The 24580-nt window shown below is 49.5% G+C and carries 26 protein-coding genes; 4 read left to right on the top strand and 22 right to left on the bottom strand.

Annotation, left to right across the window (positions count from 1 at the left end; genetic code table 11):
- Window positions 1–203: 203 nt before the first annotated feature.
- Window positions 204–425: a DUF6356 family protein gene (locus GNX18_RS19890; RefSeq protein WP_371808079.1), complete on the bottom strand. Its 222-nt coding sequence runs from the start codon at window positions 423–425 to the stop codon at window positions 204–206.
- 167 nt (window positions 426–592) lie between these two features.
- The gene (locus GNX18_RS17700) at window positions 593–1516 is read right to left on the bottom strand and encodes a LysR family transcriptional regulator (RefSeq protein WP_166219864.1); all 924 of its coding nucleotides are present in this window, start codon (window positions 1514–1516) and stop codon (window positions 593–595) included.
- A gap of 184 nt (window positions 1517–1700) precedes the next feature.
- On the opposite strand from GNX18_RS17700, the gene GNX18_RS17695 reads away from it, so the two are divergent.
- Window positions 1701–2732, top strand: a complete 1032-nt coding sequence (locus GNX18_RS17695) for an aldo/keto reductase (RefSeq protein WP_166219862.1) — start codon at window positions 1701–1703, stop codon at window positions 2730–2732.
- 307 nt (window positions 2733–3039) lie between these two features.
- On the opposite strand, the gene GNX18_RS17690 is transcribed toward GNX18_RS17695, so the two are convergent.
- Window positions 3040–3549, bottom strand: a complete 510-nt coding sequence (locus GNX18_RS17690; protein ID WP_205827999.1) for a helix-turn-helix domain-containing protein — start codon at window positions 3547–3549, stop codon at window positions 3040–3042.
- 100 nt (window positions 3550–3649) lie between these two features.
- Here GNX18_RS17690 and GNX18_RS17685 point away from each other — a divergent pair, with 100 nt between their 5' ends.
- From GNX18_RS17685 to GNX18_RS17675, 3 genes are all read left to right on the top strand, one after another.
- A complete protein-coding gene (locus GNX18_RS17685) occupies window positions 3650–4021 on the top strand; it encodes a hypothetical protein (protein WP_166219860.1) in 372 nt (123 codons plus the stop codon).
- Between the two features lie 278 nt (window positions 4022–4299).
- The gene (locus tag GNX18_RS17680) at window positions 4300–5013 is read left to right on the top strand and encodes an AHH domain-containing protein (protein WP_166219858.1); all 714 of its coding nucleotides are present in this window, start codon (window positions 4300–4302) and stop codon (window positions 5011–5013) included.
- Window positions 5010–5579: a hypothetical protein gene (locus GNX18_RS17675; RefSeq protein WP_166219856.1), complete on the top strand. Its 570-nt coding sequence runs from the start codon at window positions 5010–5012 to the stop codon at window positions 5577–5579. Before GNX18_RS17680 ends, GNX18_RS17675 begins: the two co-directional genes overlap by 4 nt.
- Before the next feature lie 176 nt (window positions 5580–5755).
- Here GNX18_RS17675 and GNX18_RS17670 read toward each other — a convergent pair whose 3' ends face one another.
- From GNX18_RS17670 to GNX18_RS17575, 19 genes are all read right to left on the bottom strand, one after another.
- Entirely contained in the window at window positions 5756–6793 is a 1038-nt protein-coding gene (locus GNX18_RS17670) for an alpha/beta hydrolase (RefSeq protein ID WP_166219854.1), read from the bottom strand.
- A 240-nt stretch (window positions 6794–7033) separates the two neighbouring features.
- Window positions 7034–7528, bottom strand: a complete 495-nt coding sequence (locus GNX18_RS17665) for a hypothetical protein (RefSeq protein ID WP_166219852.1) — start codon at window positions 7526–7528, stop codon at window positions 7034–7036.
- A 103-nt stretch (window positions 7529–7631) separates the two neighbouring features.
- The gene (gene dapF / locus GNX18_RS17660) at window positions 7632–8477 is read right to left on the bottom strand and encodes a diaminopimelate epimerase (RefSeq protein WP_166219850.1); all 846 of its coding nucleotides are present in this window, start codon (window positions 8475–8477) and stop codon (window positions 7632–7634) included.
- Between the two features lie 310 nt (window positions 8478–8787).
- Window positions 8788–8964, bottom strand: coding sequence for a hypothetical protein (locus tag GNX18_RS17655; protein ID WP_205827998.1), 177 nt, complete (start codon window positions 8962–8964; stop codon window positions 8788–8790).
- Between the two features lie 6 nt (window positions 8965–8970).
- Window positions 8971–9201: a BrnT family toxin gene (locus GNX18_RS17650; RefSeq protein ID WP_166219848.1), complete on the bottom strand. Its 231-nt coding sequence runs from the start codon at window positions 9199–9201 to the stop codon at window positions 8971–8973.
- Entirely contained in the window at window positions 9191–9814 is a 624-nt protein-coding gene (locus tag GNX18_RS17645) for a suppressor of fused domain protein (RefSeq protein ID WP_166219846.1), read from the bottom strand. The genes GNX18_RS17650 and GNX18_RS17645 overlap by 11 nt, the downstream gene beginning before the upstream one ends.
- Before the next feature lie 601 nt (window positions 9815–10415).
- Window positions 10416–11072: a DUF4145 domain-containing protein gene (locus GNX18_RS17640; RefSeq protein ID WP_166219844.1), complete on the bottom strand. Its 657-nt coding sequence runs from the start codon at window positions 11070–11072 to the stop codon at window positions 10416–10418.
- Between the two features lie 77 nt (window positions 11073–11149).
- Window positions 11150–11500 carry a hypothetical protein gene (locus GNX18_RS17635; RefSeq protein WP_166219843.1) on the bottom strand — a complete coding sequence of 117 codons (351 nt, stop codon included), beginning with the start codon at window positions 11498–11500 and terminating at the stop codon, window positions 11150–11152.
- Between the two features lie 355 nt (window positions 11501–11855).
- Complete coding sequence (locus GNX18_RS17630; RefSeq protein ID WP_205827997.1) at window positions 11856–12809, bottom strand: HNH endonuclease; 954 nt, start codon at window positions 12807–12809, stop codon at window positions 11856–11858.
- Between the two features lie 191 nt (window positions 12810–13000).
- Entirely contained in the window at window positions 13001–13549 is a 549-nt protein-coding gene (locus GNX18_RS17620) for a hypothetical protein (protein ID WP_166219841.1), read from the bottom strand.
- A gap of 72 nt (window positions 13550–13621) precedes the next feature.
- A complete protein-coding gene (locus tag GNX18_RS17615; RefSeq protein WP_166219839.1) occupies window positions 13622–14233 on the bottom strand; it encodes a hypothetical protein in 612 nt (203 codons plus the stop codon).
- 129 nt (window positions 14234–14362) lie between these two features.
- Entirely contained in the window at window positions 14363–15397 is a 1035-nt protein-coding gene (locus GNX18_RS17610) for a DUF2806 domain-containing protein (protein ID WP_166219837.1), read from the bottom strand.
- A 154-nt stretch (window positions 15398–15551) separates the two neighbouring features.
- A complete protein-coding gene (gene ltrA / locus GNX18_RS17605; protein ID WP_205827996.1) occupies window positions 15552–17096 on the bottom strand; it encodes a group II intron reverse transcriptase/maturase in 1545 nt (514 codons plus the stop codon).
- A 698-nt stretch (window positions 17097–17794) separates the two neighbouring features.
- The gene (locus tag GNX18_RS17600) at window positions 17795–18697 is read right to left on the bottom strand and encodes a hypothetical protein (protein ID WP_166219835.1); all 903 of its coding nucleotides are present in this window, start codon (window positions 18695–18697) and stop codon (window positions 17795–17797) included.
- Between the two features lie 41 nt (window positions 18698–18738).
- On the bottom strand, window positions 18739–19605 hold the full coding sequence (locus GNX18_RS17595) for an HNH endonuclease signature motif containing protein (RefSeq protein WP_166219833.1): 867 nt from the start codon (window positions 19603–19605) through the stop codon (window positions 18739–18741).
- Window positions 19606–19748: 143 nt separating this feature from the next.
- On the bottom strand, window positions 19749–20018 hold the full coding sequence (locus GNX18_RS17590; RefSeq protein WP_166219831.1) for a hypothetical protein: 270 nt from the start codon (window positions 20016–20018) through the stop codon (window positions 19749–19751).
- 316 nt (window positions 20019–20334) lie between these two features.
- Window positions 20335–22941, bottom strand: a complete 2607-nt coding sequence (locus tag GNX18_RS17585; RefSeq protein WP_166219829.1) for a TonB-dependent siderophore receptor — start codon at window positions 22939–22941, stop codon at window positions 20335–20337.
- Window positions 22942–23244: 303 nt separating this feature from the next.
- Complete coding sequence (locus GNX18_RS17580) at window positions 23245–23667, bottom strand: GNAT family N-acetyltransferase (protein WP_166219827.1); 423 nt, start codon at window positions 23665–23667, stop codon at window positions 23245–23247.
- 182 nt (window positions 23668–23849) lie between these two features.
- Entirely contained in the window at window positions 23850–24533 is a 684-nt protein-coding gene (locus GNX18_RS17575) for a hypothetical protein (RefSeq protein WP_138235533.1), read from the bottom strand.
- Window positions 24534–24580: the final 47 nt, after the last annotated feature.

Below are 24580 nucleotides of genomic sequence, written 5' to 3'. Positions count from 1 at the left end.
GCCGGCATTATTCTTCCTGAGTACCGACTCCAAAGGCATGGCCGCCGGTTTCGTAGAGCAGGATCTTTACGTCTATGCCAGCCTTTCCAAATCCCCGGCATATACCTCTGAATATTGAACCGGACGAATATTGAACCGGACCAACTGGATCATCTCGGGCGCACGCCCGGAGGAGCCTTGGTCACTTGCTAAATGTGGCCCACCTATTCGCCTGTTTGCGGACTGGTCGTTACCGCCCGCCGCCCGGCACTTAGGCGTTTAACTAAATCGCTTGCACCCGTTTTGTACGCGCCGGGAATCACACCGTGTATGAAAGCCATTATTGCCGCCTGCAAACAGGTCCAACCATAGCGAAACGCAACACCTTGATGCTCGAAGTAGGATTCTTTAGCCTCATTCAGATGCTCTCTGCTTGACCGCAACATAAATGCTCTCCATATATTTTTTGGATTACCGAGCAATCTTCTTCGGATAACAAAACGGCTGTCGACCGATGAGATCAACTCAGCCGGCGCATATCGGTTTCTACGGTCTGGAGCCTCACTTTTCTTTCAGATCTGGGCCAAAACGTTGTAGAAGATCGAGACAAGTCTTATAGATCCTCCAACGGTAACGCCCAGACTGGATGCTCGATAAGCCTCTCTTCCAGAAACGACACGATGGCCCGCACTCTGGGAGGAACCAGATGCCTTTGAGGCATCACAGCATAGATACCAGTCTCCATTAATCTGTAATCCGGCAGCACCGATTTCAGTTTTCCGCTGCGCAAGTGTTCGTGGATATGCCATACCGAGTGTTGCGCGATACCCAAACCGCCGAGCACCGCGTCGGTGAGCATCTCACCCTGGTTGCTGCGTATACGGCCACTTACCTGCACCGTCTCGCTGCGCCCCAGCTTGTCAGTGAAGTGCCAGACATCCTGCCGGCGATGTGTGCTGGAGAGCACCAGGCACTGGTGGCCCGCCAGATCGCCAGGGGTTTGCGGGGTACCGTGGCGCTCCAGGTAGCCGGGAGTGGCGCACAAGACCCTGCGATCATCTGCCAAGCGCCTGGCCACCAGGGAGGAATCGTCCAGAACACCGATACGGATACCCAGGTCATAGCCGTCGCCAACCAAGTCCACCACCTGGTCTGTGAGGCTGACATGCAAATCCAGCCGGGGATACAGGTGAAGGAATTCCGGCAACAGCGGCGAAATGTACTGGCGCCCGAAGGAGTGCGGCACGGTGACGCGCAGGGTGCCGGTGACATTGTCGGCACTGCCACGCAGATCCTGCGTGAGCGCCTCCAGGCCCTCCACCAGGTCGCGCCCTTTCTCCGCCAGCGCCAACCCCTCAGGCGTGAGGTGGAGGCGCCGGGTCGTACGATGCAACAGCCGCACATTCAGGCCCTTCTCCAACCGCTGCAGACGCTGGCTGGCAACGGCTACCGATAGGTCAAGACTGCGAGCGGCCGCGCTGATCGTCCCCAGATCCACCACGCGAAGAAATAAGGCGATGTCACTCAAACGATCCATAGCCACCTATTATCAAGAAAACATTGAAAGTGATTAAAGATATTTAAAATATCAACAAGAGAAATACGGGTCTAGCATAGCGGTCGTCAACTTTTGCCACCCGGTTGCCAGCGCAACCGAGCAAGAGCGGGGCTAGGGTCGCTCGACCCGTCCCTTCAGTTTCCAACGAACAGGAGTACGAGTTATGGAATATCGTTATCTAGGACGGTCCGGTTTCAAGGTTCCGGAACTGGGTTTTGGGGCCGGCACCTTTGGTGGAAAGGGCCCTTTGTTCAGCGCCTGGGGCAATACCGACGTAGAGCACGCGAAGCGGATCATCGACATCTGCCTGGATGCCGGCGTTAACCTGTTCGACACCGCCGACGTGTACTCCGATGGCGCCTCGGAAACGATCCTTGGTGCGGCGATCAAAGGCCGTCGTGAAGAAGTGATTGTGTCCACCAAACTGTCGCTGCGCAGCGGAGAAGGTGCAAATGACGTCGGCAGCTCGCGTCACCATTTGATCCGCGCTACCGAGCGCGCCCTGAAACGGCTGGGAACAGACTATATAGATGTGCTGCAATTGCACCACTTCGACGCCATGACTCCGGTGGAAGACGTGATGTCGGCGCTGGACGACCTGGTGCGGTCGGGCAAGGTGCGCTATCTAGGTGCGTCGAATTTCTCCGGCTGGCAACTGATGAAATCCCAGAGCATCGCTGAGCGCTACGGCTACACACGCTTTGTGGCAAACCAGACGTACTATTCCCTACTGGGCCGGGACTACGAATGGGAACTCATGCCGCTGGGGCAGGACCAGGGCCTTGGCGCTCTGGTGTGGAGCCCGCTGGGCTGGGGGCGGCTGACCGGAAAAATCCGCCGCGGCCAACCGATACCTCAAGGCAGCCGCCTTCACCAGACGGAAGCGTTTGCACCGCCTGTACAGGAGGAGCGGCTGTACCGGGTATTGGATGTGCTGTTCGAGATTGCAGAAGAAGTCGAAAAGACCGTACCGCAGGTAGCAATCAACTGGCTGCTGCGACGACCGACCGTATCCTCCGTACTGATTGGCGCCCGAGACGAAGCCCAGCTGCGACAAAATCTCGGTGCCGTCGGCTGGAGCCTCAACGAAGACCAGATCACGCGCCTGGATGCAGCGAGTGCTGCAACCCCGCCATACCCCTACTATCCCTACTGGAATGGCCAGTTCTCCGAGCGCAATCCGGCGCCGGTGTGACTGAGGTTTGTTGAAAACTGAATCGACAGGGGTCCACTATACCGGCGGTGTTTCGAGCACCGCCGCCAGTGGATCGAAGGCCGGCTGCTCGCGCCGTCCCAAGCATTCGTCTCAGAGTGTGCACCTACACAGTAGTGAGCAATCACTATCGCGTAGGTGCTGCATATCAACCGGGGACCGCGCAGTGCCTGCAATCAGCTCGGCAAGCGCTGGATCGGTTATACAGTTGGAAACTCCCGGCACAATCGAGAAAAGAAATTAAGCCTTTTGCCGGCATCATTATTGATGAGTTGCAGAGAGGATAGGCTCACTCGCCATTGTTCTCGGCAAACACCCCACCTTCCACTTTGTATCCCTTCCCGATAAGAAAGCCCTTTGCAAAGCCGTGAAGGTACTCCTCGTGTTGGTACGTACCAGGTGGTGTCTTCCCTACTATCGCGTCCACTACCGCGTGGACATCCAATGAGAGCTCGGAGCAGATAGCCAAAAGCTCGAATACATCCAGTCTTCGATCCCCTGACTCGTATTTGGTAACAAAGGTCCGATGCTTTCCGAGACGCTCTGACAACTCCTCCTGCTTGATTTGCCGCTCTTTGCGGACCTCTCGGAGGAGGCGAATAAGGACGTCTTGGGATGGGTAGATGTTTGGCATCGCGCAAGCATAGGGCACCAAACGACACCTACCAAAAGGGAAGATTATTGCAAAAATATACCATTTTGGATCTATTGGGGTATAGTACAGCACTCTACTCGCGAATTGCGTGTAGAAGGAGAGGCGGGACGTGCAGGCTATGTAAGTGCCGTCGATGCAGACCATGAAACTTGCTGGATGCAACGGCAGGGTGGGAGTGGTGAAGGGGAAGAGTCAGAAGCTAGCAAGCCTCCACTCGCAAGCGGTCCGGTAGCCGAGGCCAATAATGGAAGATATTGATAAGCTACTAAAAAGGATGAACGCCCTTACCCAAAGGGCGAGCGACTCGTCTGCGGACTTGGCTAATTTTATTTGTGCGGAGTCGATTCCGTTGGGAGAGGTGATACATGACTGGCTAAGTTCTCGCGACTCCCATACCGTGAATATTACTCACGGGGAGACAGAGCAGCTGATCAAACGAAGGCGGATCACCACATGGGTAAAAGCAAAGCGCAGGTTCAAGAGCCAGGAACTCGCCATACTCGCCGATTGGCAAGCATTGGAAGTCAGGGCCTTAGCTCTATCAATCAATATCGTTTTAAGGAAATCTGTCTCTTTAAAACGAAAAGCCATACCGCGATCGGATCGATATAAGTGAAGCACAATTCGGAGCCTTTGACTTTTAGCAATCATCCAATCATCGAGTAAACGAAAAAATCGAAGACGTGAGCAGGGCATCAGACGTAGTAGCTCAGACTTAATCTGACAGTTACCGGTTTCTCAAAAAGTGAAATCGCTTTATCGCATAAAGTTCACAAAGTTAGCCGCTGGCCTTCTGCGCTTTGTTATTCAGCCATTATTGGAACGCCCGTTTCGTATACCTGATGATTTTACTCCGATACAATAAAGAACTTTTCATGTCAAACGGATATTGTCATGCGGATAAGCCAACCAGACGCTCCCAATGCCCCCGTAAAAGCTGCAACGGCGCTTACATTGGTGATACAGGAATATCAAATTAAAGCCGATGAGTTCCATAAAAAAGCGCTAGCATTTCGTACCGCCACTCTGGAAGAGAAAAATCGGCTCCAAAAGGAATGGCAGGAGGCCAAAGAGTATCTAGACTCATTGCGCATGAAAATCGATACGCTAGCAGCCCTCGAGGATGGATTGGCACAGTATAGAACCGAGCTTGGTATCTATGACTCTGAAGAGCGCCTTGCCAAAATGAGGACGGAAAAGCACCACCCAACAACAGTATTGCGCAAAAACTTGATCGCTGATCGAGATCCTCCGCCAACAGCAGACCATGTGGCACACCATATAATTATGGGTAAAGGACGCTGGCGAAAACGTGAGATGACCAGAGTTAGGTTGCGCTTATTCGACTGCAATGTGAGGATCAATGACCCCAGAAATGGAGTCTGGCTCCACCCCGATGTCGTTAAGCACTGGGCAACACCAGATAGCCCGATTCACAATCCTTTACACGGCTTCAACTATGAAACTTGGGTTATAACAAATATGAAACTCACCTTAGCCGATGAGATGTTTTTAAATGCGCTAAAAGAGTTAAAGAATCAACTGAAAGGTGGCGGATACCCGAAAGAAATTTTGCAGCCTAAAAAGGCCGATTGGAATGGACTATGAATCAGATCTATAGATTAACCACCGACCCTGCAATATATAAGGAAATACCTCTTGACGCGGAAGATATTGCTGATCAGTTAAATGCTGATGCGCATGTCATGGATTTCGTCTACATGGGGGTAAAGGAAAAGAAAATCGCCGATCTTTGGGGGGAAATCGTTACGGCATTTCAGCCTTCGCCAGCGTTCCCTGAGGCCATCAAAGTCCCTGCTATAAGTGTTTGGACTGGGCCTAACCTGGTGTTTTCAGAAAGAGCATACGCCGTTTTTCGCCTGATGCTAGCCGACTATGGTGAGTTTCTTCCAATAAAAGTTTCAGGCTTCACATACTATTTATTCAACAACTTAACTGATTTGAACCCGGATTTATCAAAAAGCTTTTATAGCAACCCAGACATACAAACGGTGGGAGCCCTGGAATTTAGCAACGGAGCAAACCAAAAGCTTTTGTTTAGAAGTCGCTGGGAAGGTTGCACGGCAAGCTTTTGCAACCAGAAATTTAAAGATCTATGTGAAGAGTTTGAGCTAGAAGGCCTAAATTTTAATTCCGAACTTATCGCCAACTGAACTTCCCTGGGCTTCGCGGAGGCTCTCCTTTTGGGAGAATGGATCCTCCGCGAAACATGGGCCTCCCTCATTAGTTCTTCGTGATCTTTTAGTAAACACTCAGCTCCTTTCGAGGAAAAAGCATTTATTCCTCAATCGTCGCACTTTTAATCTTGAACCGCATTTTTCCGAAAATATCAAAGTACCTCGATTTCCTTCAGCCACTCGATTGCATCAGCAGTCCACCTATCGGTGTCTTTTTCCTGCTTTCTGACTCCAAAGGCATGACCGCCGGTTTCGTAAAGCAGGACCTTTACGTCTATTCCAGCCTTTCTCAATTCCCTCGCATACACCTCTGAATAATGAACCGGATCAATCGGATCATCTTTGGCGTGCACAAGAAGTGTTGGCGGGATATTGGGTGAGATCTTGATATCCGTATTCAGCTCCTGAGCAGCGACTGCTCTTGGCCGTTTGTTCTTGTGCTCCATCGTCAAATGGCCGGGATAGACCGGTATCGCGAAGTCGGGCCGGCTGCTGACCTGATCGATTTCGTCGACGGTGTCATAGGCACGTTTGTCGAACGCCGTGCTGGAAAGCACCGCCAGATTCCCACCTGCAGAAAATCCCATGACGCCAATCTTGTCGGGATCGATACCGTATTCTTTCGCATTATACCGAACGATAGAAATCGTCCTCTGTGCGTCTTGTAGCGCCAATGGAATCTCGGGGGTTACGTGCTTGCGCAATTTTTTATCCCAGCTACAGCCGGAATTGGGAACGCGGTACTTCACAAGGATGCAAGTAACACCAACCTCCGTCAGCCACTGGCAAACATCGGCGCCGTTAAAGCCAATAGTACTTTGCTGGCCAATAGCTACTCCCTTGTAGCCGCCACCGGGAAACACAATTACTGCCGCCCGGGCAGATGGCCCCTTCGGCGCATAGCGTATAAATGTGGGATGGGTGATGACTAGCCACGGGTGCTCTTTAGCGTAGTCGTCATTTTCGATTTTCTTGATCCCATCCGCGATTACTTTGGAATCGTCGGGCCACAAGGATACTTCCTGTGAGTAGAGAACCGGGAATGACGTATTCGCAGACGAGCCATCCTTATGGGTTAGCTTACTTGCATTGATTTCCTTCAACGAGTTTTCGTCGCTTGACACCAAGGGGGGCGAGCAAAACGCCAATAGCACGGCCATACTTAGAAACGAAAACAGCAAGAGCTTCATTTACACCGTCCATATCGAGCATTTTTAGAATTTTTCATGGCTCTTTTTCATAGAATCACATGAAAATTCCTTAACTTTGTTGGGCGTCCGGATCAATAGATAAACGCAATGAAGAAAATTTTATGCAATAAACGAGTGAAGCAAAATAACATAAAATTTACGAAATGCAGATCACTCCAACCACTGCGATTCTTACATAAGTGTTGTAATTCCAGCCTGAAACCAAGCCGCAATAGGAATCTATAATTCAGTTAGCTTTTTGTATACAGACATGATTCTAGCGGTAGAAAACAGACCGTCCATTGGAATTCCATGGTCAACAGTAATTGGCAAAAACTTGTCATTGACTGAAATTAATTTAACCACGATGTATCCTGGTGATTTATTATTATAGGTAACACCAAATACAACAACTTTCGCTGAGCCAAGATTCGTTTCCAGAAAGTCATGAGAGCCACAACCAAGTGTAGCAGCTACATACATATGGTCATTAGAAACATTGTACTGAGTAACTGCCCCAAACTCATCGTCTAGAAACTTGAGTTCCTTACTTAAACCTGCATACTTATCGCTAAGTTCAGCCTCACTTAGCCCCTCGCCACAGTAGATCATTTTTGCTGCTGCAGAATAGCGATGACTAGAAAAGTTTTCCAGATACTTACTTGCTACCGCCTCTGGAGTCGATCCGTAACTCAATCCACTATATAGAAACAACAATAGAAACATAGTTTTCATACTTTTCCCTGTTAATTTTCTAAATTCCAACTCTTAATGCAACGAACTTAATCGGAGTTTGTCTGAAGCCGCGAAGCGACCGTGAATATAGCACAGTGCAGTATTACAAGCATTGCAGTAATGCCTCACTTGATATAGTTCCGGAGCACACGCTCGTCACCGGGCCTTCCATTGTAACTACATAATTCTCATCAATTTTGATCTCAATTTCTCCACCAGGCATACGAACGACAATTTCACTATCGCAGTAACCTAGCTTCTTTGCCACCGCAGCAGCCGCACAACTACTACTGCCGGATGCTAAGGTGTAGCCTGCTCCGCGCTCCCAAATTTCGATCTGTATGAGATTGCTGCCAATAACTTTTACAAATTGTACATTTGTTCTATTAGGAAAAATTGAGTGCTCCTCTATTTTAGGCCCCAGTCTATATGCAAGCTCCTTGGAGGGATGATCAACGAAAACTACACAATGTGGATTCCCCATTGACACAGAACTAAAAGCTATTTTTTCGTCATTTATGACAAGCTCTTGATTAAGAGCCTCTCCGGCAACGTTTGATACTGGGATTAACTCAACATCAAAAATTGCCGTTCCCATTTCAACGTTGACTCTGCTACCGCAGTCCATAATTTGACAATTAACAGTGCCACCTTTTGTAAGTACGGTAAAGCGCTCGCTGTTCACAAGCCCATTGTCAAAAAGGTATCTACAAAAGATTCTTATCCCGTTTCCACTTTTCTCAGCTTCACTGCCATCTGGATTAAATATTCTCATTCTGAATCCAGAAGAAACTGGATCCATCAATTTTAGCAAAATTCCATCAGAACCAATTCCGAAGTTTTTCGAGCATAGAATTGAGATTGCTTCTTTCGAAAGATCCATGTCGAGATCTTTCTCTTCAATCACCAGGTATGAATTTCCCAGTGCGTTATACTTTTTAAATTTCACGAAAACCCCATTTAGAAATGACATATCGCCGCGCTCAGCCACAACTTACTTTACGCGTATTATGCGCAAAAATGGGAGCGACAGCGACCGCTCAAAAGGTGCGCAAAATAATTTGTCGGCCTGCAGAGCATTGTATTTCCTTGTTAGTTTTTTTCTTGCTTAACGAACTTCCGCTCATGAAGAACGGGGTTCTCCTTATCAGAATATGATTTATGCTCCACAACATCCTGATGTTCGGAAATAACTCGTTCCCAATCAGTTTGGTCCTTTTCTAGGAGCATTTTGGAATCAGATACTTTCCTTGTAGTACTCATTCTTTGTCTACCTTCTTAAATTTCTTAAGATCTTCATCTGATGGGGTTATTGAATCCGGGTCTGACTTAGAGCCCTCTTCAATTTCTTCCTCTGTGAGGTTATCTACCTTTTCGTAGTCTGTTTTGTCTTCAAGATTCTTTAACTCTTCTTCTGAATATTTTTTCATGCACATATAAAACTAAACTCCAGGCAATGAATTGTAAATTGCCCGCTCTTTTCTATTTGCTTTTCTGGCGGAAATTAGCCGAACTGCATTCCCGGAGTCTCGCTCTGTATAAACGACAAAAAGAATACCAGGCTTTGCCTCACCAATGACTTGCATTCTTACTTCTCCATAATCCTTTCGTTCATCTTCAGCCGCAATTTGGTTCTTGTCTTTAAATACGGCTGCAGCGGATCTAAACGACACTGACTCGTTCCTTACACGCAACCAAACCGCCAGTTACGCTTATTAATTTTTCTCTAATTTCTTCGGATGAAGTTTGCTTTGCAGCCTCTAATTCCGAGGAAGTAAGGCCTACCACCTGCAACAAATCAACGTTACCTGACTTTATTGAGAAAGCACTTGGGAAATTAACTGGACGTACAAACATCATTGTTCTTATAGACTCAGACAATGCTAAAGACACGCGATGCCCACAATTCAGTGGAGGAAAATTTCCCATTTGACCCGCTGCAAGCAATAAGTTGTAAGCCATGAGCGTCTGAAGAACCTTGATTGCCCACGTTTCTTCATTTTCCGTTTCCATTACAAACTCTACGCCAAGACCAGAATACTCTTCGGGCTTCTCCTCCTCCCAAGGATTAGACATCCCAGAGGTTACATAGGCCCATTTATCTCTGCTTCCAGTTGGCGGGCATTTAAAAACACCATGCGTGAGCCAGCGTGGATCCATGCCTTCTGCATTCATTCGGTAAAACATTTCACCTGAAAGAGTGAATATACCTAGCCCGGTGTCACCAAATATTTCCTTGTATGCTTTTTCTTCTCTTTCTTCCCAAGATTCTTCAAGAAAGCTCATTTGTTCTCCTTCACATAGCGAGACTGTGGAAAAACTCCTGCCTCTTCCTTCTGTTTGTATTTTGCGCAGAAAACCGCGCGTCAATCTGAATTCTGAACCTACTTTTCATGGCGAAAGGAATTTCAGGGCACTCTCATCAGGACAACTTAGTCTGTGCAAGTGGTGCTCGAGTTTTTCTTCAGCCTGAGCGCCCTTCTGAGAGCCGAAGAGCCAGAGTTTAACTACCCGTGATTGTTATGCTGCCCTCTGATTGGATTGCCCCGGCGTCCGCGAAACCCGGGCGGTTCACTTCTTCTTAGATCTTTGTGATGTGGGAACCAATCTAGTACCTGAGCAATGAACCCAAACAGGGATGCCAAGCCCGTAATATATTAAAAATCGCGAGAATCCATGGTCTACTTTCTGTGGGTAACTCGGTGATCTAACGCCAACTCAAATAACTTTCTATTCATACTAATTCCTAATCTATGACTTTGGCGCTAACTGAACGCTGAACGCCGCGCTCAGCTGCGGCTAACTTTGGGCGCTTTATGCGCGATAATGGGAGCGAAGCGACCGCGCATAAAGTGCGCAAAGCTGGCCGTCGGTCTGCAGCGCTTTGTCACACTAAATGGGTAGACAAAAAGCTCTCAACATCTCTGATCATTTCTCTTGTTTCTTCATTGCTAAAGGATTCCCAATCTCCGTGAGCTGCGCTATTTCTTATATCTGCTAAAGCCGTTATTTTTTTCTGTTGCAACTTGTTGTAAATACCAAGTTTTGCTAGATCCGAGTTCATTTTATCTAACTTGCCACGCGACAGATTATGATGTGAGCAAAGATCTCTTAGCGCTGTTTCCAAAACAACACCAGCAACCACAGCCGCTGGACCTTTATAGCCGCTTGCAAGCAACTCAGATGCTTGTTCCAGCTCGGAATCAAATAGTTCAGCTTGGACAAGATTTTTGACAGAAGACAAATAGCCTCCTTGAAAATCATCTTTAGCTGCAAAGAATACAGGCTTTACTCTTTTAAGAACCTTATAGCTATCATCAAGCGTTCTTGTCCTCTCTGCGTCAATAAAAGCTTTTATATGCTCGCTATCCTCTCCGCATGTTTTAACGATGAGGGATCTGGCTTTGACTTTCCATTCATCAAGCATAACTTCATCGACCTGATCATAAGTCGTATAAGATCCGTGTTTAGTCACCTTCGTGGATTCTACCTCACGAATCTGATCTGAAAGCTGATCATATCTATTTGACAATTTTTTAATCACGGCTCTCTCCTTGTGGCTCTTCTTGAGGTGTAATGTGCTGCACAGCGTCGCTTTTGGCGTCCGACTGCTGCTGATGGTTAGGTGATGGCCTGGTCGTCATTAGCGCTAATACTTTTGGATATTGTGTTTAAAGACCGGTTAATTGCGCTAAGATTCTTAACCATTTGTGCGAAAACTGTATTGTTTCTACCTTTTACTGCGTCAGACAGGTCGTGCGCGGCACTATTCCTTGAGGTCATCTGCTGCATATAGGTGACATTCAAAAGAGATTGGTCGCGCCCTTTCTTCTTGAAACGAAGAGGGCTTTTATATTCATAGTTAGCATGGATTGACTTACCTTTCCCGACTACAGAGAATATTCCCCCATACTGACCTCCGGAAAATCTCAACTCCTTCCCTGCCGCCAGAACAGGAATTACTTCTGACATGAAGTCTTCCTCTCTTACATCGCTTGGTCCCTCGATTCCATAACAGTTGATTGGAATAGGTTCCGAAAAATGTACGTTCCTCGCTGCTCCATTGCCGTGATTGCAAATGACCAGATCAATGAAGCTTCCCACGTCAGCGCTCGGCTCATAGTACGCCAAAACAAGCGGCTTTGACTGTTTAGACAGTGCTAGATAAGCAGTGAAAACCGCGAGGAACGTTCCAATGGGGCTCACGATATAAAACAACATTTGAAGCGAACTTACTTCCACTTTTGAACCTCGCTATCTGATTAACGCCTGGGCTCAGCCGCCGGTTTGGAGCGGGAGCGGAAAACCGGTCGGCTGCAGCCCCTGGTTAAAAATCATTACTCGCCAGCTTCGAAAATAATGATGGTTTCCCAATACCCGAAAACTGGTCATAACCTATCCAAAGCTTTTGCCTTCCTGCGGCATAGCAGTCAATTTGATACTCATCGAAAATAAACTGGATACCGTTTTTTTCTAAAACGAACTTGGAAAAATTAGCGTCTTTTGGCTCGGTCCCTTTCACAACCCACTTTTCACTATATTGCCGATTTGATAGCAGTCTGCTTCGAACCAATTCTGAAAGGTCCACTAGCGACGAGTTTTCGGCGAGAAGGTCCTTAGCGGTTATAGGCTGGAACGGGCTGACCAAGAAATTCTGAACGCGAGTGCTACGGCCACCGTGTGCAGAGCCAGTGAAGAATCTATCTAGTGTGTACTCAAGGCTAATAACCACATCATCATTACGAATGATTCGGTAACTGCCACTCAAGTGGCTGGGGACTTTATAAAAGCTCTCGATTTCTGTATCGCGTTCTGCCTCAACAGGAATGAATGTTTCTTGATGATGCCTAAAATCTGCTAAGAGCTCATATCCCCAGGCCTCTATATTTTTTGAAACAATGCGTTGTACTAGGCCTTCAAAGTCCGGAAAGTCGAACTGGAATGTGTAACCTGGCACATCCGTGTTATTTTCAAATATTCGCCTTCGAATCTCAACAATTGGCGCCTCAAAATTCGCTTGCATGCCTGGCCCACTACCTGCGGTGAGCGCTGCTTTGTACTGAAACAAAGCCTTACGATCAATCTCACCTTTATGAGCCCTGCGGTGGCAGATTGGACAAAGCGCAATTAGGTTTGAATACTCATGTTTTTGGCACGTTTCCCAGGGAACTATGTGGTGTACATCAAGCTCTGTTTCACCACATCGAGGAATAGCACAACGGTGGCCAGCTTCAACCAAAACGGCTCGCTTAATCTCTACTGGGATTGCAGGTCTCGCCATAGTTTTCCCTGATTTTTAACGCCGCGCTCACCGGCGGACAATGCTTAGCACCTTTGTGCGAAAATGAGAGCGCTGCGACCAGTGCAAAGGTCCTTAGCGTTGGCCGTCCGGCGCAGCGCTTGGTTATGGTTCTTGGTTCACAAGGCTAAAGAAAACGCGACTACATACATGAAACGACGTTTATTTAGCATCTAATTGGAACTGATCTTATACTTCGTTCGCATTTTCTGGGCTAGGAATGCCGCATTCCAAGCTCCATCGGCTTTTTCTTCGGAGCAGGCAACTGTGAGCCCAGTTTCAGGGCTGTAAAGTGCAGTTGGTGGTGTTATCGTCGTCTGTGAAGTTCCATATGCTGTAGCAATACTTCCAGCACCATAACCTGTAGCACTGCTTGTCGTGCTGCTAGAACCGGGAATATAGCCACTCTGTACAACCTCCGTCGCGATGTTTCCCAAAAACATAAACTCCGCTCCTTGCGCCAAACAAAGATCCGCCGCACGAAGCATTGCCAGATCTGCAGTTCTCTCTGACGAAGTAAATTCATTGCCAACAAACCTGACCATGAAGAGCCCAGGCTGGACCTCCGTTTCACTAAATCCGCCGTCATTCCAGAAGGATTTCGGTGCGTATGAAGTCGCGCAACCGAATAAGCCAAAAATTATCAAGATCAATACTAAGTTTTTCACGTCTTTTTCTCCTATTCTTCCAGCTAATGCATGAATTTGGTCAAGGGCATCCAAGAGTACTCTTCTGCTCCATACGCCTAGCTCACAGGCAAATTGTGAGCGCAGCGAGTAATTTTTTCTGTGCAGCTACTTGTTAGGCCTTGGTATAGGCCGCCAATCAACATCAATGGGATATGCCTTGAAATTATAATCAATACCATATGAATGCTGCCCACCAGCTAAACTACATTTGCCAAAAAATGAAAACTCGCCATTGTATCTTTCTGGTGATGAAGATATTACGATTTTGCCTTTGCAGTCAGGATAGATGCAGTTATTCGTATGTGTAAATATTGTGTAACCATCTTCAGTACGACTAAACAGCCTATCCGAATATAGCTGCCTACACTCGCCATCCCTTGGTGACTCTGATGTCAAAATTTTAAGGTTATCAAAGAAACCAATTAAAACGACAAAAAAGATTGCGCCAAAGGCGACCACATATACCCAAAGAGGTAAGTCTATTGCAGGGTGAATTTGCATGAAATCTGCAACAAGGCTTAATCCAGGAACCAAACAGGCGACTACAAAACCTGCAACGAACTTTCCTTGTTCTGCCTGGGATATTTCTTTGTATATATGTAATGTGTTTTCATCTGCTAGGTTTGTGTATTTCCTAGACTGATCAACATTCACAACACCTGACTCGTTATTTATTACGGTCTGGTTATCACCAATATTTTTTTGTTTAATTTCCATCGCCTCCTCCTAGAGGCCTAACGTCCAGCGCAGGCGCAGCCAGCGCGGAGCGCCTTTTGTGTTAATGTTTGAGCGGCAGCGAGTAACACAAAAGGTGCGTAGCGTTGGCTGTCGCTCTGCCGCTGCTTGTTAAGCATTTTCCGGAGCCATGACTTTCTGGGGGTTCAAGATACTGCCCCTATCTGCTGTTTCTTGGACCCAATCGCCGACCGTCACCGTATATCCTTGCTTTACGAAATCTTGTGCGACTGACATTAAGTACCCTTCATCAACATGGAAACTAGCTATTTTAAGTATTTCTAACCCCACCTGAGTTAATAGGTACACTTCGGATTTTAATACCTTTGATGCATTTTCATGCTCTACCAGCAAAGCCTTATTTGCTGCAACTAACGGGCGAAAAAACCTGTCTTCACGTGATGACTGGTACGTTGTGTTTAGCCCAATGGCTTCAACACCCGAGAGAACTCCTATATCCTGAAGAAGCATTAAATGCGCAAACTGTATTCCTTCTCTCTCTAAAAATTCATCCTTTTTTCTATATATTCTGCCGCCGACAACAAACTTTGCGGCACTACTAATAAGTACAGCTTCTTGCCTCGATAGCCCTTTTAGAAACTCCAAGGTCCTAAGTGAATAGGACCCAGGCTGTTTAACTTCTCCAGCTAATATCCTCCCCCACATATCTTGAAGTTCATCAACCGATACTCGGCCGGCATAATCTCTCCAGGAATATAGCCAATCATCATCAAGCTCATCACCAGGAGGATCTTGCTTGTCATTTCTTAAAATATCTTCAGCTTTGATAATGGCTCTTGCGACGTTAGTTTCCTTGCGAATCGAATCTGAGAGATCTCTGTTCGCTATTGATTCAGCCATAACCGATAGGTCAAGCGTGGGTTCTATTCGCTCAATACCACGCGCATTTTCGGTGGAATTTCCAAGAAGCTTTCTTTCAGGATTAATTTGGAAAGCTGATTTTCCAGCTTTTATCGCCTCTACCTCTCTTTCTGCTTGAGCGAGAGTCAACATTTCTCTTCGACGTATTTCGGCTCTTGCTGCAGCAATGCGTTTTTCTTGCCAAGGGGCCAGCAGTGAACCAACTCCTTTTTCAGCTAGAGTTTCCCACATTTTTAAAAGTAGCTTTTCGCCAGGATAATCCATGTTTCTCCTCTACGCGCCGAGTAGCCAGGAGCCGTTACCGACTCCCAGCCCTCTAAGAACCGTACGTGCGGGTTTCCTCGCATACGGCTCAAGCCCCTCAAAGGCTCAAGGAACCCGGCAGTTTGACTCGTTATAAACAATTTTGCTTTCCACATTACGCCGCCAGCTGGTATCTGGCAAGGTAGGCCCGGTCTGCCCTGCGGTTGCTCTGCCCCTGTTGCCAGCGCTTGCGGAAGTAGCTTCCACAGCCCGGCGTATGTGGGGTAGCCTTTGCCACTATCTTGGTGTGGCGCCGGATTGGCAGGTCGCTCAGTTTGAAGAGGGTTATCCTGCGGATAATCCCCAGAGCGGTGCGGGTCTGGCCGGTGAACACCCGCCGATAGCTGCCGTTGGGCGTGCGTTGTGGACGGGTGTAGTGACCGTAAAGCCAGTGTTTCTGACGGTTTTTGTGTCGCCGTCGCATCCACCACCACAGCGCCCGGTAAACCAGGGTATCGATCAAGGCGAAGGTCGCCTTGGATACCCAGGGGCGGTAGTAGTTGAACCAGCCTCGCAACACGCGATTGAGGCGTGTGAGCAGCTGGAAGGTGGGTAGCGCGACGCCGCGCTTGATGAGGGTGCGGATCTTTCCTGCGAAGGCCCGGACCTTGTCCGTGGCGGGCCGGGTCAGCAGCTTGCCACTGTACTTGCGCAGGTTGCAGCCGAGGAAGTCGAACCCTTCGTTGATATGTGCAATGCGGGTCTTCTCGGGAGACAGAATGAGTCCGCGTTCGGCCAGGAAGGCTTCGAGAGCGGGTTTTACCTGTTGCTCCAGTAGTTCCCGGCTGGCGCCGGTGATGACGATGTCGTCCGCGTAGCGAACGATATTGACGCGGCTGCCACTCTTGGGCACGGCAGCCTCGATGGCAGCTTCCAGTCCGTCCAGAGCCATGTTGGCGAGGAGTGGGCTGATGATGCCACCTTGCGGCGTACCTTCGTCAGTCTGGTAGTAGACCTGTCGATCGATGTAGCCGCACTTCAGCCACTGCTGTAGCAGGTGTTTATCCATGGGGATATGCGCTAGCAGCCATTCGTGGCTGAGGTGATCGAAGCAGCCCTTGATATCCGCATCCAATACCCATTCAGCGCAGGTTCTGCGGGACAGGGCGATATAGCACTGTTGCAGGGCATCTGCGGTCGAGCGTTTGGGGCGGAAGCCGTAGGAATGGCGATCGGCTTTCGCTTCTGCCCAGGGTTCCAGCGCGAGGTGCTGCAGGGCCTGGGCCGCGCGGTCGACCATGGTGGGAATGCCCAGGGGGCGCTCCTTGCCATTGGCCTTGGGGATGGAGATGCGGCGCAGCGGCTGAGCGCGATAGCCTCGCCGCTGCAGGGACTGTATCGCTTCAGCGCGATCTTGCGGCCACTGCCAGGTGATACCGTCGATACCGGGAGTCTTGCGGCCGCGGTTGTGCATGACACGGTGCGCGGCCAGCAGTTTGCCAGCATGGGAGCTGGTGAGAAGCCGTTGCAGTGCGCGGGCTTTGTTGTAACGTTTGTCTTCAACCGCCTTCGCGATACGCCGCTGCAGCCGGTGGACGTGGTAACGGGCTGTCTCGATGGCCATTGCCGGCCTGTCGGTCTGGCTCGCCGTTCCCGCTGGGGGCGCACCGGCACTGGAACGCGGCCTGTCCGTCTCCGGGTGCTCCACGATCGCCGTCATTTGCTTTCCCCCACAAAACCGGTTCTCCAACCTCTCTCGCGATGAGGCACCAGCTGGACGTCTGCTCGCTTTCGCGCCGGGCAAAGTTGGAACCCGTATCCGCGTCATTACAGCGCGGCATTCGCTTCTTCCAGCCTCCTACACCCGCATCATAATCAGCTTGCCTCACGGCTCGCTTTCCGGTTGCCCGGTACGATACGGGGTTATCGTGTTCCGTATAAATCTCGGGATAGGTTAGGTCCTGCCTGTCCCCCGGCGGAGCAACATCTGCGTGGTGAGACGTTAAAAGCCCACCAACTTGTCCACGCACCTTTTGGTTAAAGCCTGCCAGCACCTTTGGCTTCTTGCGCATAACGGGAGTGCAGCAGTTCACCTGAGTTGACCATACTATCCATTCCTAGCCCCTTACCGCCTTGGTGCTGGCAGAGTTGAGAATGCCTCGCGGTTATTCTCTCCCGGGCTGTGCCCGCAGGTTACATTGTCCCGGCAGCTTCACACCCCGAAATTACTCTCCACGCATGTGCCGGTAGGAAACCGATGGCAGAACATCGGGTTACATCGTTCTGAGAAATAACCTCCTGTGATTTATCAGAGTGTGTAACAGAAATTTATACGACTTCACGTCGCAATTAACGCCGTGCTCTGGGGCAAACTGGAGCGCAGCGTAAGTTTGTCCCTAGCAGCACCTTGTTAAGCATTTACTTACTCTCCGCCTCAAGCTTTTCAACTTTTGCTCTAAACGCGCTCGATAAAAACGAAAATGCCTTCTGACGGAGGTCGCCAAACTCTTTATTTATGATTTCTTCACCGTCAACAATTTGAGCGATTCGTGGCTTTTCTAGTTTTGGAAAAGTAACCCCCATCGTTTCACACTCGCCGGTGCCATTCCTCGTAATTTGGTAAAATTCCTTCGTTTTGAAATTTAGGTTTAAGGCAGTAACTCTACATCCGCTGCCTGGATCACTTGGCACTGCATCTACAATATCATCAGACCAATTTGTAATATCGTAATACTGAGGAGTATCTTGCATTACGTTAAATGTCTGGCTCCACGAGTCATCTTTTGGAAATACTAGGTATAGTTGATTTAGCTCGCAGTATTTGTCTGCCTTGTAGCACTTAAGCTGGACATGGTTAACTGGCCAAGCAATTCGCTCATCGTGAATCATCATGGTTCCGCTAACGGTTGCATAGCTATCAGTTTTTCTACTGCTATAATCGGAAGGAAACGAAACTCTTGATAATTTTTGAAAATCTGAGCGTTTCTCCAGATTGTATATCTGCCAAACAGTTAAAACTCCTGTAGCTTTATCGCCCAAGTCCTTCTGGAATGATTTCACAGCTCCTTCATAATCACTTACACCTGCGTACATCAAAGTATTCAACTGCATTGCAAACAATAAATCAGCTCCTTTTGAAAGTCCGTTTCTTGCAGCAAAAGAATACATCATAGGAACTGAGCTGCTACGCTCCTTTTCAGGCAAGTCAGCTAATTGCTGTGGTGTGTAATTTCGGTATTTCTCGACAGCAGCATCATTTGCAATAGTCACACATGCTGAAGAAATAATAGCCATCGCTAAAATGATTCTGGATAAATGCACTGATTGCTCCTTATGCTTAACGCCTCAAACACAGGCGCAGTTTACTGCGTCCTAGTGCTTTGACTCGTTAAGCGGCGATCACTTAAGGACTTCCTCAAAAATTTACGAGCTTCGGTTCTATCAAATTGGTAACGGTTAATGTTACTCAGTGCAACCCCAACACCACCATTCGGAATAGGGTCACCTATAGAAAATCCAATCCCACAATTCTCAGTATGGATACTACCAAAGAAATTTCGATTATTGGTGTTAAATAAATAGTCTTTTCCCACTAGCAGCTCTATCCCATTCCTCAAAACTCGACCTTTAACAAATCTAATAATCCCCGGCGGATCAAACTTTAACTGCAATAGTATTTTTCCTTTGCCTTCTCTTATTGTTAGAGATTGTGCAATCCATTCGATATCCCATTGATTGGTATCATATACCAATTCGCTATCTTCTATTTTTAGAATTAATTTATTAGATTCATCAAAAGCGATAAAGTTAAGAAGTAATTTCCCTTGCTCAACTCGAAACCCAACCATAGGCAAACCGTCAACAACTAACGGGGTGAAAAATGATCCATCTTGCAAACCATGAAGTTTAAAGAGGCTAGTCCCCAAGTAAAATGAAACATCCTGTCCCGAATAACTCATCAAGACGTTCTTAGACACACCAACTTTTTTATTGTATGGATCGTTATTGGCAATTCTGACTTCTTCTACTGGAAGAAGCCCATCAGTTTTCATTCCATGATGCATCCTGCACAAAAGAGTAATCTCATCCTCTTTATGTCTTTGAACAATAGCCCATTCTTCCATGTGTTCATATTCATATAATGGAAGACCGCAAATTACACAGCCGAAACCACAGCGTTGACGGACAGCTCTTTTTATTTCATTTGGAATAGGTGGACGATTATTCACAATATCTCCTGAGCCGCTTAACGCCGGGCTCACCGGCGGACAATGCTAAGTACCTTTGTGCAAAAATGGGCGCGCAGCGACCAGCACAAAGGTGCTTAGCGTTGGCCGTCCGGTGCAGCCCCTGGTTAGTGCCGACGCACCAACTAATCATCGGGATACTCCGACAGATACAATTTAATACCCAGCTTCGACATTATTGACATGGCGCGGACACTTAATATAGCCCCGCCACCACAAGCATTTTCTCGCATACTAAAGCCAATATCCGCAATATAGCTTGAAGAGGGAAGATTTTCTTCATGCTCTATCAGCCATTTTTCTAGGCTCTCAATCTGGGTGGGCAGCTCCCATTCACCTTTCGCAATCCAGGCGATATTTTCATTATCAGACTCACGTTTTACGTAAATTGACAAATTCAGCTTCCTTTTGCACTAACAGTTTGATCATGAGCGTGTGCATATATAGGAACCACCAAAGTGTCTACATCTGCCCACAAAGTATCCATATACGCACCCACTCCAGTAATGTGTCTGCATTTAGATACAAACCACTATCTAGCCACAAAATGCTACATACGTCACGTTTTCAGTCTCGCTTATCCATTACACCCAATTACACCGGTTAATTGATCAGCAGCATTAGCCCTATTGGGCTATTCCACAAACAATCTCCATAACAAAAAAGGCCACCGCGAAGGGTGGCCTTTTCATTGGTGGGGCAAATTGCCAATCAGAAATTCGCACTGGCCCGCAAATACCAGAAGCCACCATTAAACCCAAACGGTGAGGTCAGGGACTGGCGTACGCCGAGGAATTGCAGGGTGCCGTTGCCCTCTTCATCGGCTTCCACATCGAAAATATTCTCGCCGCCCAGGGCAAGGGTATAGTTTTCTGCGAAGGTGAAGCGGGCTTCGATGTCGGTGAGGATTTCGCCGCTGTAGCGGGTGGCGTTGGAGGTGTCGTTGCCGTCGGCTTCCAGCTGGCCGCCGGTGGATTGCCAATCACCGTAGCGGTTGAAGCGCAGGTAGCCCTGCAGTATGCCACCGGTGTCGTAATCGAATGTGAGGGTGCTGCGCTGGTTGGGTACCTGGTTTTCGAAGTCGAACACGCGGGTGGCGTTGACGGTGTTGGGGGCTACGTCGGTGACTTCCTGCTCGTTGAAGTTATGCCGCAGGTCCACCACCAGCAGGCCGCCGGCGAGATCGAAATCGCTGGTAACGGCCAGATCAATACCGCGCACGGTGGAATCGAAGGCATTGGTGAAGTAGTTGACGTTGCTGTTCAGCAGCAGGTTGGCATTTTCCACACCGGCGCTGGTGAGCAGGTCCACTTCATCCGCGCCGATGGTGTTGTTGCGCAGTGCGAGGCGGTCTTCGATGTCGATGTTGTAGTAGTCGATGGTGATGCTGGTGTTCGGCAGCGGGTTGATCACGGCACCCAGGGTGAAGCTGGTGGACTCTTCCGGGTTCAGGGCCTGGGCGCCCAGCACCTGGGCAACCGGGTGGTCTACCGGGTAGGTGCCGCTGGGGGTCAGGCTGCCGTCGGGGTTGGCGGTGGTGGTGACGTTGAGGGTGTTTACCTGCCCGGGGGTGGGGGCGCGGAAGCCGGTATTGGCGGTGGCGCGCAGGGCAAAGGCCTCGGAGACGTCGTAACGGGCGGAGAGCTTCCAGTTGGCGGTGGAGCCGAACAGGTCGTAGTCCTCGTAACGCAGCGCGGCGCCGACGGTGAACTGGTCGTTGAGGTCGGCTTCCAGGTCCACGTAGGCGGCCATACTCTCGCTGCTATAGCTGCCCGCGGCTTCGGTGGGGAAGCCCTGGAAGCCATCGGAACCCACGCCGAATACCGCTGCGGTGGGGCCGACTGCGATGGAGGCCTCATCACCGGCGCCGATTTTGTAGGTCTCGTCCCGCCACTCGGCACCGAAGGCGAGGTTCAGCGGTGTGGCCAGTGCCGCGACTTCGATGGGCTGTACGAAGTCGGCGTTCACGCTGGTCTCCTGCTGGGTGAGGGTGCCGGGGTTGAAGCTGGTGGGAGAAAGCAGACCCAGGCTCGGGTTGATGGAGTCTTTCAGTACATAGGTGACTTCGTTCTCGGCGGTGCGTGCGCGCAGGTCCCAGGTCATGCCGGAAGCCAGTTCACCGCGGGCACCCACCACCGCGGAGATATCCACAATGTCGGCGCCGAACTGCGGGTTGTAGCCGCCGGGGAACTGGGTGTAAATCGGGTTTCGCAGTACGTAGCCGCTGGGGCTGTTGCTGTCGGCTACCAGGTAGTCGGCGGGGTTCAGGTTTTGGCCGAGGATGCTGTTGACTAGATCCATCGGGGCGTTGTCTGGCATAAAGTCGCCGTCTGCGTCTGCCTGCAGGGTGGCGCGGGCTTCGAACGCGTGTTCGGGGTCCAGTACCGGGCCGCGGTAGAAGAAGTCGGAAATAGTCGCGTTATCGGAGTAGCCGAAGTTACCGTAGAGCTCGACGCTTTCGTTAAGGTCGTAGCCGGTGTTGATGAACAGCTTGGTGGTCTCCACGTCCGGATCGCCCCAGCGCTGGCCTAGGCCATCCAGCGGCACCAGGTCTACCCCCACTACGGAGCCGACAAACTCTGCATCCGGGCGCGCGGCGCCGCGCCAGGTTTTATCCGCGGTGGAGTGCTCTACCGTGGCATTTACAAAGCCCCTGTCGCCCAGGCCGAAACCGGCGTTGGCGGCGAGGCTGGTGCGGGTGCCATCCCCCTCAAAGTATTCACCGGTCTGCGCGCTCAGGCTTACGCCCTCGGCGTCGTCTTTCAGGATCACGTTCACTACGCCGGCAATGGCATCGGAGCCGTACTGGGCCGATGCGCCATCCCGCAGCACTTCCACCCGGGCAATGGCGGCGGAGGGAATCGCGGAAAAATCTACCGCCTGGGCGCCCTGGTTGTTGGTGCCGAGCGGCGCCAGCTGCAGGTTGACCAGTGCGGAGCGGTGGCGGCGGGTGCCGTTGACCAGTACCAGGGTCTGGTCTGGCGACAGGTTGCGCAGGGTTACCGGGCGGATAAAGGCGGTGCCGTCGGCAATGGGGAAGCGCTGGGTGTTGAACGAGGGGGCGATTTTGGAAAGGGAGTCGGTGAGGTCGAAACTGCCCTGCTCAGCCAAATTGGCGCCGCCGAGCACGTCTACCGGCGACAGGGTTTCGGTGGGTAGCACCCCGGCTTTACGGGTACCGGTGGCGATCACCTCTTCCATTACCTGTTGATCGCTATTGGGGTTCTCGTCATCGGACTGCGCCATTGCCCGGCCTGCCGGGATCAACATCGCAGCCGCTACGGCGAAAGAAATTGCATTCTTATTAAAATTATTCATAGATTCCCGTCCTATTATTTTTTAATTAACTGGGATATGTATTTCTATTTATTTGCCATTTCGTGTCACCTTCTATGCGTCAAACAATAGACAGCATCGGAGGCTGCCCCAGATTAGGGCAACCCACAGGGCTCTTCAATCGGTAACAGGGCGGGGGGAGGGAAACGCAATATATGTCACAAAGGCGACGGAACCGGTGACCGAATTCGTCGCCATAACGGGTCATCGCGCTTTTTTATCTTCGCTCAGATAAAGACCATTACCGCTTGTGATTTGCGGTACTGCTGGCGTTTGTTCACCGAGTTACAGCTCGGTAATAGAGAAGTGGTGGCTGGCAATGCTGAATCGTTCTCGCAGGTAGAACCTGTGCGCCGAAAATCTCTGCACACCAGAGTCAAGGTGCACCTGGCCGCAGCCGATTTCCTTGGCGTACTCCTTCAGCCAATTCATCAAAAGTGTTCCGGCCCCTGTAGATCTATGATTTTCATCCGTGACCAGATCATCAATATAGATATGTTTGCCCCACGCCAGTTTCTGACCGATAACAAATCCAGCCACACATAAAATACGCCCATCAGATTTAACGTACGCAAGGTTATAGCCAGACTCTTGCTGCAATTTAATTTGGGCTTTGAGGTTTTCCAGGTTGTACTGAGGTCGAAGTTGCAAAAGGACCTTTCCGATCTCATTCAAGTCTTCGTCTGAAGTTAGTAATTTAACATGCATAATTCTTACCTCAGCTAAGGTTGCGAGTGAGTACGAGGGGCGATAAAGCCATTAGAACTTTCTTTGTTATTTTTTTAAGTTCTTCTCTGTAGACTATTCAGCTTGAAATATGGCGCCGGGTGAACTGTCCACGGCGCCACTTCTCCTACAGAATACGCTGGAAGGATGGCGACAAGAAGGGCTTATCTTTTCCAGTGAAAATTAAACTGCAGTGAATTATCCAGTCCTTTGTCACCGGTATAACTGTACAGAGCCAGGGTTCCGTCGAAGCGATTACTGAATGTCATCTTGACGAATGGTTTGAAGTACGTCTCGCCGCCAAGCCCCACTCCTTCGGTGTAGCAGTTTCTGCAGTTGGAAATTTCCCGTTCAGCTTCCAATTCCCGGAACCCGACATTCAGGCCGAGAACAAAATTTCCATTTCTGCTTACCGGGTATTGTATGCCGGCGTCAATATTGGCAGTAACGGCACTGATGGAAGAGCTCTTCGTTGAGACATCGCCATCATTGTCTTCTACAAGCTGGTCGAACTTGTCTTTATCGTCGATCAGGATCACGCCCAGGCCGACATTGAAATTGAACAGCCCTTTTTCACCACTGTACCCGGCTCCCAGGCCATAGCCGCTGTCAGATATGCCTTCGTAACGCGCCACTTGCTTGTCAAAGTTGAAGAGCTCTCCATGGAAAGTCCAGCTTCCGCGGTAGACACTGTCTACCGGCTCAAAAGTGTTCATCTCCTGCGCAGCGGTGGTGGACGAAATGAGTGTGGCCAGGGCGGCCACGAGCAGGTTCCGGTTGCGAATCAAAATCTTACCCCTTGTAAATCTATTTGTTCTTCTTGGTTGTTTTTTATGCAAAATGCGCATGCAGCACTAATGTCCCGCACCCGGTTTGTAGGCGCGGGACATTAGAA

The sequence above is a fragment of the Microbulbifer sp. SH-1 genome, assembly GCF_011326135.1.
Lineage (GTDB): Bacteria > Pseudomonadota > Gammaproteobacteria > Pseudomonadales > Cellvibrionaceae > Microbulbifer > Microbulbifer harenosus.
This window is presented reverse-complemented; position numbering and strand designations above follow the sequence as displayed.